The sequence below is a fragment of the Phytohabitans sp. LJ34 genome, from assembly GCF_052068095.1.
In the GTDB taxonomy this organism is placed as follows: domain Bacteria; phylum Actinomycetota; class Actinomycetes; order Mycobacteriales; family Micromonosporaceae; genus Phytohabitans.
Genome location: NZ_JBQHDG010000026.1, coordinates 159,426 through 172,626, shown reverse-complemented (window position 1 = coordinate 172,626; position 13,201 = coordinate 159,426). Strand labels below are relative to the sequence as shown.

Here is a 13,201-nt window from a genome sequence, read left to right as displayed (position 1 = left end):
TGCCAGCCGGCGCCCTTGAGCTGCTTGAGCAGCAGGCCCGCCTCGGTGTAGTAGCCACCGAAGAACAGCGCCGTGGCACCGGAGTTACGGATCTTCGTCACGACCGCGGAGAAGTTGGTCTGCTTGACCTGGACCTTGTCCTCACCGACCGGCGTGCCGATGACCTTCTTGACCTCGTCGACCAAGCCGGCGCCGTACGCCGACTGGTCGTCGACCACGTACACCTTCTCGGCCTTCAGCACGTTCTTGATGTACCGGCCCGCGGCCGGACCCTGCGAAGTGTCGTTGCCGACGCCGCGGTGGAACACGCTCCAACCCTTGGTGCTCAAGCTGGGTCGGGTGGCCGACGGGGTGATGGTGGGCAGGTTGCCCGACTGGAGGATCGGGTCGGCGACCTCTGACTCGCCGGAGAACGCCGGGCCGATGATCGCGATGACCTTCTGGTCGCCGACCGCCTGTGTCGCCAGGGCCGGGGCCTTGGCCGGGTCACCCTGCGAGTCGTACTCCACGATCTCCGCGGTGCAGCCGGCGTTGTCCCGGTTGTACTGGTCGATGGCGAGCTTGGCGCCGTTGCGAATGTGGATGCCCAGACCGGCCGCGTCGCCGGTGAGCGGGCCGAAGAAGCCGATTTTCATGCCACAGGCGGCGTTGCTACCGCTACCGCCGTCTCCGCCGTCGTCGTCTCCGGCCTGGCACGCGGCGCCACCGAATACGAGCGCGGCGATGGCGATGCCACCGAACGCCCGCGCGAGCTTCTGCCTCAAGGCTCGAACCCTCCTTCGTCGGCTGTCGGCCATCGAAGTCATGGTTGGTGGCCGGGTGCGATGCGTGCAAACCTTTCAAGTGCTGCTGAAACGTGGCACGGGCACGCGATGGGGGTGTGCGGATGATGCGGCTTCGGTTCGGCGTAGAAGATCTCGCTCGGACGGCGTTCGCGCCCCCGGGCCCCTACTGCGAGCTGGCGGTGAGTGCCCAGCTGCTCCAGCAGCCCGCGAGCCCGTTCCGGCGGCTGTGGCTCGCCCGGCGATCACGCCTCGCGCCCGCGGCGCGACAGCTGCTCGACATCGTGCCGGCACACGGCAGCGTCCCAGAGTTCCTCTGTCCGGAGGCGACAAGCTGCCTGGACGAGGCGCTCGACCGCGTGCGATCCACGCCTGCCGCGCGGATCCAGGCGGAGCTTGAAGAGCTGCCGTGGCGGTCTCCACCGTCACCCTGGATCCGTGATCTGGCCCGGGGGCGTGCGGGCGCGCTGGCGGACCTGGGCGTGGCCATGCACGCCTACTACGACAACGTCATGGCACCGCTGTGGCCCGGCATCGAGCGCGCCGCCTCGGCCGAGCTCAGCCACCGGGCGTGGCAGGTCGCGAGCCACGGCATAGCGGCCGCGCTGAACACGCTTCATCCCCGCATCCGGTGGCAGGACGGCGTGCTCGAGATCGACACGCCGATCGACGGCGACGTCGACCTCGCCGGGAGAGGACTTCGCCTGATGCCGTCGATCTGGAGCCGACCAGGCGTGGCTCTCGGCTGGACGCAGCCAACCCTCTGCTATCCGCTCGCGCCCGCACACTGGGGTCTTCCGCGCGACGATCACCACGACGCGCTGGTCGATGTGCTGGGGGCCACCCGCGCAAGGATCCTGCGCGCGCTGCTCGCCGAGCACACCACAAGCGGTCTCGCGCATGCCCTGGACATCAGCGTCGCGTCGGCGTCCATGCACGCCGCTGCCCTCCGCGGCGCGGGCCTGGTGAGCAGCCGCCGTGACGGCCGCGCGGTGCGGCACGTCCTGACCCCACTCGGCCACCGGCTGCTCACGGCCGTCCAGCCGAAGGCTCGCTCAGCCGAGCGTGAACCTTCCCCAGGTGCCGATCGCGGTGCGGCCGGCCAGTAGCGGCTGTGTCCCGGCCCGGAGCCCGGCAAGGGGTGCGTCAAGGTCCAGGGAGCGACACGCTCCGTCATCGAAGTCCCGACTCGATCCTCAGGGTGGAAGCCGCAGGCCACGGTGCCAGAGGCTCCGGTAACCTGGTTGATCGCGGGCCGCTAGCTCAATTGGCAGAGCTGAGGACTTTTAATCCTTAGGTTCGGGGTTCGAGTCCCCGGCGGCCCACCCTCTGACCTGCGGCTATGGTGCACCGTTGCCGTGTCGCTACTTTTCGCGTGCGCCAATCTGTCCTGCTTTGATGAGTGTCCGATGCGGTGGCCTGCGGCTTCCGTCCTGTGGATTGTGTCGTTCTGCGGCGCCCGCGCGGTGTCCCACCGGCGCCCGCCGCCACGCCCGCAGACTTGGTAGTGGTGGTCGTACCGCGTGCTCAGCCCGCTGGCGGGGCGGCTCTTTTCGGCCGCTCGGCCTGCACCCAGGGCCGGGCACGCCGGCCGCGGCGAGCCTGGCCGGGCATCCCGTCCCGGCAGACCCGTACGCTGCTCGCCCAGCTGGCCCACTCCCGTTGATCGAGATTGGTCCTTTGGGACTGTCCATTGTGCAGGGTTCTGCGGAGGGTGCGATCATGGGTGTCTGGTCGATCTGCTGCCGCATCTGCGAACGCGCTCCCAGTGCACTGCGTCGGTATCAACGGGTCGGGGACTGTCCCGGCTGGCGGTTTAGCGTACGAGGATTGTGTCGGCGATCGTCCGTGTGATGAAGGCCTTGTATTCCTCGGCGGATTTGCCGTCGAGGCGTACGAAGCGCACGTAGCTTTCGACGCTGGTGATGACGCAGCAGGCTTCGACGAGGTCGTCGAAGGGCACGTCAGTGCGTAGCCAGCCGCGCTCGGCGACCACCCGTAGGACGTTCTCGACCTGTTTTCTGATTGCGGCGAGCCGCTGCGCAAGGTGGTCGCGCAGCTCGCGGTCGCCGTGGGCGGCGCCGGTGACCGCGGTCCAGACACCGGCCGCCGGCTCGTTGACCGCGAGCATGGTCTGACCCAGGAACGCCGCGAACCCGTCCGGGTCAGCGACCTCGAGCATGGCTTTGCCGACATCGGTGGCGAAGATGTCGGTGTCGCGTCCTTCGACGCCCAATGACGCCACCTCGACCGCGGCCCACATGAGGGCCGCCTTCGGGCCGTTCGTTCGCACCGTCTCGATCGAGACGCCGGCCCGGTTCGCGATCTGCGCGAACGTCGCGGCTTGGTACCCATGCTCGCTGAACACCTCACCGGCGGCCTCGACCACACGCCTCCTGGTCTCGGCCGCCTGCCGCTGCCGAAGCTCGGAACGGTAGCTACGGGTGCGGCCGTCAGCCCCCGTCATATTGACTACCACGGCATGCAGATGAATACTGCTCCATGGGTCCCAATCTATCCCACCGCTCCGGAGCCACCTGGGGTCGCCATGTCGTCAATCTTGATCGCGGCTGTGCCCATCCACGGGCACGTCACGCCGCTGCTCGCGATCGCCCGGCATCTCGCCGAGCGCGGGGACCGGGTGCGGTTCCTCACCGGATCCAGGTTCGCCGAAGCCGTCGAGGCCACCGGCGCGCAGCATCTGGCCTTGCCCGCCGAAGCCGACTTCGACGACCGGCAGGACTGGAACCACACCTTCCCCGAACGGGCCGCCCTGAAGGGTACGAAGGCGATCGCCCACGACATCGAGCACATCTTCGTACGCCCCGGGCTGCCGCAACATGACATCGTGATGGCCTCGCACACCGCCGAGCCGGCCGACGTGCTCCTGACCGAACCGGGATTCGTGGGTGGTGCGTTCCTGCTCGGCCACCCGCTCAGCCTCCGGCCGCCGATCGTGGTGGGCGGCATCTGCCCGTTGACGATCTCCAGCCGCGACACGGCGCCGTTCGGCATGGGGCTGCTCCCGCTGCGCGGCCCACTCGGCAGACTGCGCAACGCGATGCTCGCCGCGGTCGCCGCCAAGACGGTTTTTCCGCCGGCCGAGCGGATCGCCGAGCACACCTTCCACCGGCTGCACGGCCGCTCGATCCCCTTCGCGGTGCTCGACTGGCCGCGGCACACCGAGGCGATTGTGCAGTTCACGGTGCCCGAGTTCGAGTATCCGCGGTCGGACGCCCCGGCCACCCTGCACTTCGTAGGGCCGATCTCGGCCTCCGGCTCGCAGGCGCCGCGTCCTGCGTGGTGGCCGGAGCTCGACGGCTCGCGACCGGTCGTCCACCTCACCCAGGGCACGCTCGCCAACCGCGACTACGGCCAGCTCATCGCGCCCGCCCTCGACGGGCTCGCCGACCAGGACGTGCTGGTCGTCGTCGCGACCGGTGGGCGTCCGGTGGACACGCTGCCGCCGCTGCCCCGCAACGCCCGCGCCGCTGAGTTCTTGCCGTACGACGACCTGCTGCCCAAAACCGACGTCTTCGTCACCAACGGCGGGTACGGCGGCGTGCAGTACGCCCTGCGCCACGGCGTGCCGATCGTCGCGGCCGGCAGCCAGGAAGACAAGCCCGAAGTCATCGCCCGGATCGCCTGGGCCGGCGTCGGACGCCGCCTCAAGACCGAAACCCCAACACCAACCGCGATCCGCCGCGCCGTTCGTGCCGTGCTCGACAACCGCCGGTACCGGGACGCCGCCAGCCGCATCGCCCAACACATGGCCGCCAGCCGCGGCGTGCACCGACTCGCCGAGATCATCGACGAGCTGATCGTCGCCAACCGACAGCGGGAGGACCAACAGCCGAGGAGGTTTTCATGACCATCCACCCCCGCCTCACCGCCGGCGCCTGGATCGCGGCAGGCGCCGGCTGGCTCGCCGCCTCACTGGCCGGAGCCGCCGCCGACGACGGCAGCACCCGCTTCTACATCGCCGAAGCCATCTGGCTACCCACCCAGGCGCTGTTACTGGCCGGCATCATCGGGCTCGCCCAACAACGACCCCACGGAACCCGACGACTCGGAAAAGCCGGGTTCGGCACCGCCGCCGCCGGCAGAGTCGTGTTCATCGCCGCCGAACTGGTCTCCATCACCACCGGCGAGACCGCTGACACCATCCTGCCCATCGGGGCGCTGCTGACCGCCATCGGCATGACCATGGCCGGAGCAGCCGTGATCCGCGAGCACCGCTGGCACGGCTGGCGCCGCTTCACCCCGCTCACCATGGGCCTCTACCCCGTCGTATTCATGTTCCCGCTAGCCGCCACCAACGCACCCGTCGAGCCCTCCATCGCCCTCTGGGCCCTACCCACCATCGCCGTCGGCATCGCCACCCTTTCCAGCCAACCAACAACCAGCTCGACCACGGCCACCCAAGCCCGGCTTGGCGAAACCGTCCGCGGCGGTCGCGGACATTAGGCCGTGTCTCAGTTGGTGGCGGCCTTGCGGAGTCGTCGGTAGGTCAGCAGGGTTGTGGGCCGAGGCTTCGGAAGGCGTCGAATGCTTGGGCGTCAGGTGAAGGCGGCGCCATCTTGTCCGGACACCTGATTTCTCGTTGGATCCTCTGTCGTGTTCTTGGGCAGGAAGTGGAGCACGGCGCCGGTACCGTCGATCTTGTCGACCTCGAGGGTGACCGCGATGACGAGGCGGAGGGTGCCCCTGCCGAGGAAGTAGCCGGTCACGTTGCCAGTTTTGGCGCAGTCGACGTTGAATGCCACCCGGTTTGGGGGAAAGTAGACGACGGCGAACCTTGTGCAGCCGAACTTCGGCGCGAGGGGGATCTCGACCTGGCCACTGATGAGAATCTCGCAGTCCGCGTTCCGGCAGGCACGTACGTCGGTGCCGTTGGCGGCCGTGAGCGGCGTTTGCGTGGACGCCGACGACGTCGGCGCGCTGGCAGTGGCGGACGCCGACGTCGAGCCGGCCTCGCTGGGTGTGGACGCGGGGCCGCTGGTCGAAGTCGTGTCCGGTCCGGCCATCGGCGATGAGCACCCTGCCGCGAACAGAGCGGTGACCACAAATAGCAATAGATATCCGGGCGGAATTCGCATACCCATCGTTCTAGCACGACGGATCCAGAAGTGCCGATTTCGGGCCTGAGGTTGGATCTCGTCTAGAAGATACGCGTGCCCGGCGACGAGCCGAGCTGACCTACCCGCTACCGGTCGCCGCCAGCAAGGCGACCGTGATCCTGACGGCCTGGCGTGGCCCTCAGGCGCGGTAGTTGCGGATGTTGTAGTTGCCGGAGTTCCCGCGGTTGTTGCTCAAGCAGCCGCAGCCGCTGCGGCGGCTAGGGCTGCGGCGAACTCCCGGGGGCGCTCAAGCGGCAGAATGTGCCCGCCGTCGACGTGCTGCACTCGAACGTCAGCGAAGAACTGGTCGAGCCGGTCGGACCAGGCGGACGGGAACAACGGGTCATGATCGGGCCACCGCTTCCCGGCAGACACCCGTGAAGGCGCGGATCCGTTTCAGATAGAAGAACGCCTATATCCGAAGCCGTCACCGATCGGTACGATCCGCGCATGACCCGCTTCGGCGCCACGAAGACGTATGCCCGCGCGACGCGTCGTACCAGGGCGGCCGCCATCATCGTCCTGATCGGACTGTCGATGGTGGCCGCGGCGCCGGACGCCGCCTCGGCCGCGACGGCCGACCGGCTGCCCACGCCCAAGACCCCCAGCGCCGTCGCGCAGAGCCCGACCAGCGTCGCGCTCACCTGGACCGCCGTCGCGGGCCCGGTGGCTGCGTACACGGTAGAGCGGGCGAGCCCCTCCGTCTTCGTGCCGATCCTGACCACGACGGCGCTGTCAGCGACGGTGACAGGTCTCGCGCCGGACAGCGCGCACAATTTCCGGCTGATCGCCCACGCCATACCGGATTCGGGCCGCGCCGACAGCACACCATCCGCCTACACCCATGTGGTCACCCCACCCACGCCGGAATCCGAGCCACCGACCGCGCCGGGATCCCCGACGATGCAACGGTTGGGCATATTCGGCGTGTCCGTGACCTTCCCTCCGGCGACGGACAACGCGCGGGTCGCGTCCTACGTCGGCGAAGTACTCCAAGACGGGGTCTGGACCCGGGTCGCCACCTCGTCCGGCACGCTCATGCACCTCAGCGGACTTACGGCGGCGACGTCGTACATCGTGGCGGTGAGCGCCATCGACTCGAGCGGCAACCGGTCTCCGCGGTCGGAGCCGCTGTTGTTCACCACCGCGCCGTACACCCACCTGCCCCAGTGCTTGATCACCCTGGACCCGGACGGCAACTACTACCAGCTGACCGTTCAGGTGTACAACACCACGGCGGCGGCGCTGGACCGGTGGGCGGTCACCTTCCGGATGCCCGTCGCGCATACGCTCACCTCGCCCCGGCTGGCGCGCGACGCCGCCGACGCCGTCCTGTTCTCGGAACCCGGCAGCAGCCTCCCGTCCGGTACGGAGGCGATGTTCTGGTCCTTCGTCAGCCAGAACGGCGACGCCACGCTACCCGGCGACTTCGCGATCAGTGGGGAGCCCTGCACCGTCCGGCAGGCCTAAGCACAAAGCCGTCGATGCGTACTCGTGGCGGCGTCGGCGCGACGATCACCGTCCCTATGCTGGCCTGATGGACCTGGCACTTCGGATCGGGGCCACATCGGATGAGGTGAAGCAGGCGCTTTCCGGTCCGCTCAGCCTCATCGACCTGGTCTGGGCGCGTTTGGAGGCGCTACCAGATCGTTGGCTTCTCATCGTGGACAACGCCGACGACCCAAGCGTTCTGGTACAGCCCGGTGCGCTGGTGCGCGACGGAAACGGGATCGTGCGTGGTTCCCACCGGGGCACCCTGCTGCTCACCAGTCGCGTGACGGCCCTCAACACCTGGGGAAGCTCGAGCGGATCCCGGAAGATCCGACCTCGCCGAGCTCGGTAGCGAACGTCCATCAACTACGGATAAACGGGGTCTGTCGCCGATCTTGTGACGGCGCCCGACGCCCGCCAAGATCTGCGCCGCACTCTCGGGATTTCTGAAGACGATCCTTCCTCGTCTGTCCAATGTGGTCTCGCGAAGGACACCTTGCTACGCCTGGTCGCCTGCTGCGGCCTCTCCAGCGAAGACCCGGAGGCGCATGGCCGGGACCCTCCCGGATTATGACGACTACACTGTGACCCGTGAATGTCTCAGTGATCGTCGGCCGGGTGTTGCTCGGGATCTGTTCGGTCATCGGCCTCGTCGGTGGAGCGACGCAGGTGGTCAAGGCCGTCATCTATTTCAGCGCCGACCGCTACGTGGCCGAGTTGACCGACTACATGAACCTGCTCTTCGGTGCCCTGGCGGCCTTCGCGATCTTCGTCGTCGGCGCGTTCCGCGCGCCCTTCGTCGTCCGACTCATCGTCGCGATCGTTGGCGCCGTCGCGATGTTCGTCGGCAGTTTCATCGTCGCGATGATCGGTGCGACGGTGGCCCACCGCGGCGGACCGCGCGGCAACCTGGAAGACGGCATCAACGGAGGCATCTGGTTCGTCCTCACCGCTGTCTTCCTCGTGGCGATCGCCACGAGGCGGTGGCCGGTACAACAGAGGATGCGCCGTCACCCATGGCCGACTGACCAATCGCCCGCCGATCGGGTCGGGTCGTGATGGGAGATGCCCTGGTACTGCGTGCCCGCCGAGTCTCACGAACGGCTCGTCGCCGGCCGCCGCTTCGGCATGAAGCGCGACCGCAATCTGGGCCAGGATGCGCCGCAGCAGCGGGGTACGACGAGCGTGTGGCCGGGTCAGATCTTCGACCTGCTCGGCGAACGTCACCGCAGAGCATGCGTCGGACACGCACTTGAACCGGCGTACCAACAACTCGATCACCACAGCGCAGCCACCCGCCGCAGATACCGGCCGTGCACCCGCGTCGAGGGCGTGGAGCACTGTGGACAGTGGCCTCGCCGAGCCCGAGACCGCCCTCGCATCACGACAACGTTGGCCGACCGCTCGACCAGGTCAACAACCACATTGGACAGATGAGGAAAGACCGTCGTCAGAAATCCCGAGAGCACGGCGCAGATCTTGGCGGGCGTCGCCCGCCGTCACAAGATCGGCGACAGACCCGATAAACGTGCACAGGGCTGCGTACGGGGGCTTCACCTGGCTGGCAGCGGTGATGACGTTGTGTGAGGCCGACACCGGTCTCGTACCAGTGACCGGCTAGCGGTCGCTGTCGCTACCGAAGTCGGCGGGTCATCATGAGTGCGAGATCGTCATCCACTTTCACCGGGGCGCCGGGCTGGACGGTGATCCCACGATAAGCCACGCCGCGACCGTCTGGCAGGTAGCCGCGGCGTAGGTACATGAGGTGGGCGGCTGCGTAGTCGGCATTGAGGCCGACGCCGATTCCTGCGGTGTCGCTCCTGGAGACGATGAGGTTCTCGGCTGCGTCCATGAGCGTCGAAGCGATCCGTCTGCGGCGGAACTGTGGAAGCACGTTCAGGTCCACGACCTCGGGGATGCCGGCAGCGCGGAACGGTGTGTAGTCGCTGCTCCATCGCACGGTCAGGTAGCCGGCGAAGCGTCCTTCGAACAATGAGACGAGCACGGCGCGCGTCTTGGCGGTCTGGTCATCGAGGTAACGCCGGTACTGGTCGACAGACTTTCCTGGCCAACCGAGCGCACTGAACGCCTGCGCGATCGGGACGGGATCGGCTGCGGTCAGCGGGCGGATCTCTATCCGAGGCACCATCTCATGGTCGAGGACTTGGAGCACGGGCGCGACCGTATTCGACCTCGACCCTTCGGGGTGAGTTACCGGCGGTGGTCGCCGATGGCGTAAGCGGCTCCAGGTGGCGCCGGTTGTCTGCGGCTGCCGGGCGGGTCGGGTCATGCGACGTTGGCGCCGGCGGTGCTGGCATTGCCGTCGATGGCGGTGAGGCCCAGTACTATCGTGAGTCTATTGATGCTGGAGCTGACATTTCGCCCGCCGGCTCGCTGCCATTCAATTCGTGGGTCTATGCGCTTGACATCCTTCTGCCGGTCGTAGATCTTAAGCAAGCAACCTTCTGGATTCCCCGACATGCGGCCGAATGGGTTCTGTGATGTGGACCGTATTCGGGTGGGCACTCGTCAGCGTTTTGGTAGTGGGATTCGGAAGCGTCCTCGCCGGACATCGGCCAGATAGCCGCAGGTTCCGCCCTTAAATGCACCGCTTGACGCGCAGAGTTTGCGGTCGACTAGCCAGCCGCGTATGGACCGCGCCTTGAGACATAACACGTCGGTGCGGTAGTCGACATGACCAAGAAAGGCGGAGTGTTTCATCGAGCCGTCAACCGCTGATGTCAACTGCATGACCTCAACATCTGCGTCGGGGGATCACAGTGGCGGAGGGTTGCACACCTTCCAGGCACCGTCCTGCTTTTCGACGTAGAGGTTTACCTCCGTGGTCGGGTGGCTGGCGTAGGTGATGTCGGCGGTAACGGCGCGTTCGGTGGGGCCGCGCTGGCGCGTGACGGTGACGGCGGTGATGCGGAAGCCGGTCGGGGTGGTGCGCCGGTCGCGGACGGGTTCCCAGGTCGCTCGTGGCTGTTTGCGTCGGTCGGATTCGCAGAGGAGGTCGTAGGCGGTTTCGTTCTCGCCATGGACGACGGCGGTGAGGTATGCCTGGCCGGCGGCGCGCATGCCGGGCTCGTCTCCTGAGTCTTTGAGGTAGAAGTAGCCGGTGCCGATCGGGACGCCGCAGCAGAGCAGCATGCCTGCGCCGAGGATCGTGATCATGAAGCCACGGGTGGAGTCTGCTGCCTTGCCGGCCATGGCAGCGAGGGTAGAGGCTTCCTGCCACCTTGTACGTGGTGTTCGCTATCTGGCGCCGCGGCCTTGGCGGCGGGATCCGCGGTGCGGCGCGGCAAAGTCACTCATTTGCCGATGAGAGTGCGTAAGCGACGCCTACATCTCAGTCGCAGTCGGGAGCCGCGGTGGCGCTTGCCAACGGGACGGGCGAGGTGCGGTCCCGTTCTCCGCTTCGTCGCGGCGGTGGATCTCGATCAGCTCGTCACGGTATCGGTGATCCGCCGCGGGCAGTTCCTCGCGCACGAGAGCGCCGTTGTCCCACCACTGCGTCAGACCGCGCCCGAGTTCCTGACCGGCGCGTGTGTGCACGCAGTGGGCGTAGTCAGGGACCTCGACCAACGCTTCGCCGAGAGCGACCTTCGTGGCGACCCAGTCGGCGTGCTCGGAACTGGTGCGGTCCTTGGGCGCGGAAGCGAGCAGACGCACGGCATGACACGCCATCATCCAGTCCCCACCCGGGGCGTCATTGAAATTACGGTGGAGCACGTCGATCAGCACCGGCCCGAGGGGCAGACCCATCCCCACGTCTTCAACCGCGATGAGCCGCAGGCGCCGCCACAGGTGCTGAGCGACATCCGGCGAGGTGGTGAACATCTCGTAGGCGGCGAGCACGGCGTTGTCGATGCGGCTGCGCCTGATCTCCTTCTGGAGCACAGCGACGAGATCGTCCACCGGAATGCCGTGGGGCGAAACGATTTGCGAGTAAGGGTCCTCGGTGAAGTGCCCGGGACCATAGAGACGTGGCATGAGTTGCCACTCCTTCCGCAGGACGATACAGACACGTCCGACGCGCGGAAGGGGTCTCTAACCCGCTCAAGGTAGCACGGGCACGAGGCACCCCGACGCGACCGAACTTACGCTCATGCCGCGAGGTGCTCGGTACGAGGCGTGACGACATTCGCCCGCCGGCGGCGTGACCGTGACGATGTGGGTGTGTTGCTACTGTGGTCCGCCGTGCTGAGCATTGATACGCGGTGACATGCCGGTGGGTGCGTCGTCGAGGCCGGCGATCGTGGCGAGATCCTCCTCCGGTACGTCCAAGGCGCGTGCGATCGTCTGGATCAGGACGGGGTGCGGGTCGACAGCGTCAAGATCGACTCAGTTGGCGGTCCAGGGCTGGGCGCTATCCGTCTTGACCATTGCGCGATCGCGCAGTATTCGACCCGCGCGAAAACGCAGCCTCCGGTTCGCGGGCGCTTGACCGCAGCCAATTCCTTGACCAGTCGCGGGGTGATGCGTGGCAATACATACAGGCGGCCCACGACGCACCACGCTCATCCATCCACATATGGAGGCTTCATGGTCTTCCGGAGACGCTCGGCGAATACCGGGCGTGAACTGTCGAAATCGCACACCAGACGGAGTATCCGGCTGATGGCCAACCTTGCTACGGTCTGCGTCACCAGCATGTTGAGAATCCTGTCGCGGCGGCGATCCACCTCGGCCGCGCTCGTCGCGGTCGCCGCGGGGGTGGCGACGCTGGTCGCGCCCACACCTGCGCACGCGGGTCTGTACGGTCCCGACATCGCGTGCCCGACTGACCCGGGCATCGTCTGGAAGGTCCGGGCCGCGAGCCGGAACGTCTTGGTCTGGGAAGGCGTGAACTACACGATCAATTCCGCCTCGCCGACGTTCGCGGTCAGCGACGGGCGGGTTGTCGACAACACGCTGACCTCGCCGATCGACGCTACCTTCACCTCGTCAGTGTCGAACACGTTCACGGTGACCGTGACGCTCGGAACGTCGGCGCAGCTCACCGAGAAGCTCCAGTCGACGGTGAGTGTCCAGATCGTACAGTCCCGGACGACCCAGATCGGGATCAACGCGACGGTCACCGTTCCGCCGCAGAGCCGCGTCGTCGGCAGGTACGGCGTCGAGGTGTTCAACGTCGCCTACACGGGCCAGCTGGTTTGGCAGAGTTACAACGCCCAGCGGCCGGGCGGCTTCGGCGGCCACTGCTGGGAGCGGAGCAACGTGGCCGGATCCACGGTGGCGCCCACCGTACTTGAAGGCTGGCGGTTCAGCACCAGCTGACTGGGAAACGTACCAGGGTCCGGACGAGCCCGGACCCTGGTACCGTCCCATGACGATGACCAGTACAGACGTCGCGCGCACCACCGCGTAGGACACGTCGAGCGTGTTGTGCTCGGCCGGGTCGAGGGTGAACGTGTGATCCGGTTGGTGCCGGGGTATCGGAGAGCGCGAGGCACCGCGGGCGAGATCGCGAAGACCGGCTGGGTCGCCCAAATACTCCGGCCGATCCATTGCGGATTTCGACATGAGTGTTTCTCCCTCGACATGAGCTATGACATCCGAACGAGCGTCGTAGGGCGACACCGAGATCGCGTTCTAAGCCACGAAGGCAATGCGCCGACGCGTTTGACCGGACGTGACAGCCCATCCTCATCTGCCGCGATCCGCTCGTCACCGAGGGTGACAACCCGGCGGGACGCGTTGCCGATGTTCTTGGGCTGGGTTAGGCCGCCGAGCGGTTCGGGGTCGGACTGCGTTGTGCCGGGGCGTCGATTCCACAGAGGATGGTGTGGTGCGGTGGAGTCG

The 13,201-nt window shown here is 67.2% G+C and carries 13 protein-coding genes and 1 tRNA gene; 8 read left to right on the top strand and 6 right to left on the bottom strand.

All coding sequences use genetic code 11. The features are described from left to right. Positions 1 to 764: branched-chain amino acid ABC transporter substrate-binding protein (locus ACTMTJ_RS37490; RefSeq protein WP_441223460.1), on the bottom strand; the 764-nt coding region annotated here is incomplete at its 3' end. A gap of 122 nt (positions 765 to 886) precedes the next feature. Between ACTMTJ_RS37490 and ACTMTJ_RS37485 the strand changes: the two genes are divergently transcribed. Then, positions 887 to 1,891, top strand: coding sequence for an ArsR/SmtB family transcription factor (locus ACTMTJ_RS37485; RefSeq protein ID WP_441223459.1), 1,005 nt, complete (start codon positions 887 to 889; stop codon positions 1,889 to 1,891). A 143-nt stretch (positions 1,892 to 2,034) separates the two neighbouring features. Continuing rightward, positions 2,035 to 2,107, top strand: a tRNA-Lys gene (locus ACTMTJ_RS37480). Between the two features lie 491 nt (positions 2,108 to 2,598). Here ACTMTJ_RS37480 and ACTMTJ_RS37475 read toward each other — a convergent pair. Further along, positions 2,599 to 3,171 carry a TetR/AcrR family transcriptional regulator gene (locus tag ACTMTJ_RS37475; protein WP_441223458.1) on the bottom strand — a complete coding sequence of 191 codons (573 nt, stop codon included), beginning with the start codon at positions 3,169 to 3,171 and terminating at the stop codon, positions 2,599 to 2,601. 159 nt (positions 3,172 to 3,330) lie between these two features. Here ACTMTJ_RS37475 and ACTMTJ_RS37470 point away from each other — a divergent pair, with 159 nt between their 5' ends. Together ACTMTJ_RS37470 and ACTMTJ_RS37465 are read left to right on the top strand one after the other, a co-directional pair. Next, the gene (locus ACTMTJ_RS37470; protein ID WP_441223457.1) at positions 3,331 to 4,653 is read left to right on the top strand and encodes a glycosyltransferase; all 1,323 of its coding nucleotides are present in this window, start codon (positions 3,331 to 3,333) and stop codon (positions 4,651 to 4,653) included. After that, entirely contained in the window at positions 4,650 to 5,249 is a 600-nt protein-coding gene (locus ACTMTJ_RS37465) for a hypothetical protein (RefSeq protein ID WP_441223456.1), read from the top strand. Before ACTMTJ_RS37470 ends, ACTMTJ_RS37465 begins: the two co-directional genes overlap by 4 nt. 92 nt (positions 5,250 to 5,341) lie before the next feature. Here ACTMTJ_RS37465 and ACTMTJ_RS37460 read toward each other — a convergent pair whose 3' ends face one another. Then, complete coding sequence (locus ACTMTJ_RS37460; RefSeq protein WP_441223455.1) at positions 5,342 to 5,809, bottom strand: hypothetical protein; 468 nt, start codon at positions 5,807 to 5,809, stop codon at positions 5,342 to 5,344. 543 nt (positions 5,810 to 6,352) lie between these two features. On the opposite strand from ACTMTJ_RS37460, the gene ACTMTJ_RS37455 reads away from it, so the two are divergent. From ACTMTJ_RS37455 to ACTMTJ_RS37445, 3 genes are all read left to right on the top strand, one after another. Next, positions 6,353 to 7,372, top strand: coding sequence for a fibronectin type III domain-containing protein (locus ACTMTJ_RS37455; RefSeq protein ID WP_441223454.1), 1,020 nt, complete (start codon positions 6,353 to 6,355; stop codon positions 7,370 to 7,372). 67 nt (positions 7,373 to 7,439) lie between these two features. Further along, the gene (locus ACTMTJ_RS37450; protein WP_441223453.1) at positions 7,440 to 7,745 is read left to right on the top strand and encodes a hypothetical protein; all 306 of its coding nucleotides are present in this window, start codon (positions 7,440 to 7,442) and stop codon (positions 7,743 to 7,745) included. Between the two features lie 266 nt (positions 7,746 to 8,011). Further along, on the top strand, positions 8,012 to 8,452 hold the full coding sequence (locus tag ACTMTJ_RS37445; protein WP_441223452.1) for a hypothetical protein: 441 nt from the start codon (positions 8,012 to 8,014) through the stop codon (positions 8,450 to 8,452). Positions 8,453 to 9,026: 574 nt separating this feature from the next. On the opposite strand, the gene ACTMTJ_RS37440 is transcribed toward ACTMTJ_RS37445, so the two are convergent. From ACTMTJ_RS37440 to ACTMTJ_RS37430, 3 genes are all read right to left on the bottom strand, one after another. Then, positions 9,027 to 9,566, bottom strand: a complete 540-nt coding sequence (locus tag ACTMTJ_RS37440; RefSeq protein ID WP_441223451.1) for a GNAT family N-acetyltransferase — start codon at positions 9,564 to 9,566, stop codon at positions 9,027 to 9,029. Positions 9,567 to 10,168: 602 nt separating this feature from the next. Continuing rightward, entirely contained in the window at positions 10,169 to 10,606 is a 438-nt protein-coding gene (locus tag ACTMTJ_RS37435; protein WP_441223450.1) for an Rv0361 family membrane protein, read from the bottom strand. Positions 10,607 to 10,738: 132 nt separating this feature from the next. Continuing rightward, positions 10,739 to 11,389 (bottom strand): hypothetical protein, encoded by a 651-nt coding sequence (locus tag ACTMTJ_RS37430; RefSeq protein WP_441223449.1) that lies wholly within the window; start codon positions 11,387 to 11,389, stop codon positions 10,739 to 10,741. A 552-nt stretch (positions 11,390 to 11,941) separates the two neighbouring features. On the opposite strand from ACTMTJ_RS37430, the gene ACTMTJ_RS37425 reads away from it, so the two are divergent. Next, entirely contained in the window at positions 11,942 to 12,676 is a 735-nt protein-coding gene (locus tag ACTMTJ_RS37425) for a hypothetical protein (protein ID WP_441223448.1), read from the top strand. Positions 12,677 to 13,201: the final 525 nt, after the last annotated feature.